This is a genomic window from Promicromonospora kroppenstedtii DSM 19349, assembly GCF_000515355.1.
Classification (GTDB): domain Bacteria; phylum Actinomycetota; class Actinomycetes; order Actinomycetales; family Cellulomonadaceae; genus Promicromonospora; species Promicromonospora kroppenstedtii.
The window spans coordinates 81266-83737 of the sequence record NZ_KI911694.1; the positions used below are offsets into that span (position 1 = coordinate 81266).

4 protein-coding genes and 1 tRNA gene are annotated in these 2472 nt (G+C 69.4%); 2 read left to right on the forward strand and 3 right to left on the reverse strand.

Features of this window, described 5'->3' with window-relative positions; translation table 11 throughout:
- Together PROKR_RS17555 and PROKR_RS17560 are read right to left on the reverse strand one after the other, a co-directional pair.
- On the reverse strand, positions 1–324 hold a 324-nt coding region (locus tag PROKR_RS17555; protein ID WP_281171728.1), incomplete at its 3' end, for an NTP transferase domain-containing protein.
- A 34-nt stretch (positions 325–358) separates the two neighbouring features.
- Positions 359–433 (reverse strand) — tRNA-Gln (locus PROKR_RS17560).
- A gap of 239 nt (positions 434–672) precedes the next feature.
- Here PROKR_RS17560 and PROKR_RS17565 point away from each other — a divergent pair.
- Complete coding sequence (locus PROKR_RS17565; protein WP_036965123.1) at positions 673–1275, forward strand: TetR/AcrR family transcriptional regulator; 603 nt, start codon at positions 673–675, stop codon at positions 1273–1275.
- A 221-nt stretch (positions 1276–1496) separates the two neighbouring features.
- On the opposite strand, the gene PROKR_RS37870 is transcribed toward PROKR_RS17565, so the two are convergent.
- Positions 1497–1622: a hypothetical protein gene (locus tag PROKR_RS37870; protein WP_281171730.1), complete on the reverse strand. Its 126-nt coding sequence runs from the start codon at positions 1620–1622 to the stop codon at positions 1497–1499.
- A gap of 213 nt (positions 1623–1835) precedes the next feature.
- Here PROKR_RS37870 and PROKR_RS17570 point away from each other — a divergent pair.
- Positions 1836–2472 (forward strand): class I SAM-dependent DNA methyltransferase (locus PROKR_RS17570; RefSeq protein WP_036965125.1); only part of this gene is annotated, 637 nt, incomplete at its 3' end.

The following is a 2472-nucleotide window of genomic DNA, read 5'->3' on the forward strand; positions in this document are numbered from 1 at the left end:
GGCGGCGGCCGCGGCGGCCTGCGCCTTGGAGTCGAGCGCCTCCAGGGCGCACTGCACGGCGCGGCCCGTGCCGGGGATCTCGTCCTGGTCCACGAGGATCGCCTCGGGATCGAGCTGCCCGACCGCCTCGGCGACCAGGTCGCGCTCGTGCCGGACCACCACCGCGACCCGACCGGGCTGGAGCTCCCGCGCGGCGGTCAGCGCGTGCCCCACCATCGGCTTGCCACCGAGCGGGTGCAGGATCTTCGGCAACGCTGACTTCATGCGGGTGCCCTGGCCGGCGGCGAGGACGATCACTGCTGCCGGCTGAGGTGTCTCGGTCACGAGTGCTCCGATCGGTGGGTTCGTCAGATCCGGATGGCTCCGCCCCCAGGATTCGAACCTGGACTAAAGGCACCAAAAACCTCTGTGCTGCCGATTACACCAAGGCGGACCGGGCGCGCGGGAGGCTCCGTCGTGACCCGAAGCAGGCGTGTGCCACCGTCGCACGTCCGTGAACAGTCTGCCAGGTCCCGGGGTGTGCCCCATGCCGGAGGGGTGGAGTCGTCAGCCACATCCGCGCACATCCGCGCGCACGTCCGCGCACACGGGCCGCCAGGCAACGCCCGGAACGGCCGCTCGGGCACAATGAACCCCATGGCCGCCGAAAACCGACGTACCCATAGACCTCGCATGACGGCCAGCCAGCGGCGTGAGCAGCTGCTCACGGTCAGCCGCGGCCTGTTCGCCCAGAAGGGCTTCGAGGGCACCAGCGTGGAGGAGATCGCGTCCCGCGCCGAGGTCTCCAAGCCCGTCGTCTACGAGCACTTCGGCGGCAAGGAGGGCGTCTACGCCGTCGTCGTGGACCGCGAGGTGCAGGCGCTCACGCACGCCCTGTCGGGAGCCCTGGGCTCCGGCGGGCACCCGAAGGTGCTCCTGGAGCGGACGGCGTTGGCCCTCCTGGACTACATCGAGTCGTCCGAGGACGGGTTCCGCATCCTCGTGCGCGACTCCCCCGTGGCCCAGGCGACCGGCACGTTCTCCAGCCTGATCGGCGACGTGGCCACCCAGGTGGAGGCGATCCTGGAGCCGCAGTTCCGGGCCAACGGGCTGGAGACCAAGGCCGCGCCCCTCTACGCGCAGATGCTCGTCGGCATGATCGCGCTCACCGGCCAGTACTGGCTGGACGCCCGCAGCCCCAAGAAGTCGGAGGTGGCGGCGCACCTGGTGAACCTGGCGTGGAACGGGCTGCACAACATGGACAAGAAGCCGGCCCTGACAAAGCTCGGTCGCTGAACCGGAGCCGCCGAATAGCTGACCGAGCGTCAGCAACGCCGGCAAATTGCCGGACAACCCTGAAATGCCCGATGCAGTCAAGTCAGTTTGCGTCCGCGCAACAATGTGTGCGCGGGCGCAGAAGAACGAATGCCCCCTGCGCTTTCTGCGCAGAGGGCATTCGCTTTGGCTGGGGATGTTGCAAGCGCGGGTTTAAAACACCGCGCCCTCGTTCTCCCTGCTCAGAGGCCGAGCAGGACGCGGATCTGCGCCAGGGTGATGCCGAGGGAGTCGAGCAGGGTCGAGACGATGTCAACAACAGACATGGTGCTTTTCCTTCCGGAAAACGGGAATCGCAGGATGATCACCTGCGAGCGGAACAGTGTTCGCGTTCCATACATTAAGCACACGACACGGACTCTGCAACGGGAAATGGATATTCGCGTTTAATGCGCGCCCAGTTTCACCCTGTGATATTGGGGGTGAAACTGCCCCATGGTCCGCCACGAAGTGGACATATTCCTGAAGTGGAGTCAGTTGCCGGGGGCGAGGCCGGACGGCTCACGTCTAGGCTGCGGCGCGTGACGTCCTCCGAGCAGCTCGCGACCGTCCGTGCCGACTACGACGACATGGCCCAGGCCTACACCGCGTTCGTCGGCGAGGCCTTCGCCGGCCAGCCGCTGAACCACGTGCTGGTCCAGGCCTTCGCCGACCTGGTCCGGCAGACGGGCGGCGGCCAGGTGGCCGACGTCGGCTGCGGGCCCGGGCACGTGACCGGCTACCTGCGGGAGCGCGGCGTCGACGCGTTCGGCGTCGACCTCTCGCCAGAGCTGGTGGCGATCGCCCGTGCGGCGCACCCGGGCGTGCGGTTCGACGTCGGCGACATGGGCGCGCTCGACGTGCCCACGGCGGGCCTCGCCGGGGTGCTGGCGAACTACTCGGTCATCCATACGCCGCCCGACGCGCTCCCGGCGACGCTCGCCGAGCTGTGCCGCGTGCTCGCGCCCGGCGGTCACCTGCTGATCGCGTTCCAGGCCCTCGACGACGCGGACGGGACCAGCGAGGCGTTCGACCACCGGGTGTCGCCCGCCTGGCGGTACGCCCCCGGCCACGTGCTCGGCCTGCTCGGGCGGTCCGGCGTGACCGAGGTCGCCCGCCTGGTGCTCGCGCCGGGCGAGGACCCGGTGCGCGGCTTCCCGCAGGCGCACCTCCTGGCCC

Excerpts from the sequence above, each read along its gene's own strand:
- PROKR_RS17565 (WP_036965123.1), top strand. The coding sequence starts at position 673 with ATGACGGCCAGCCAGCGGCGTGAGCAGCTGCTCACGGTCAGCCGCGGC.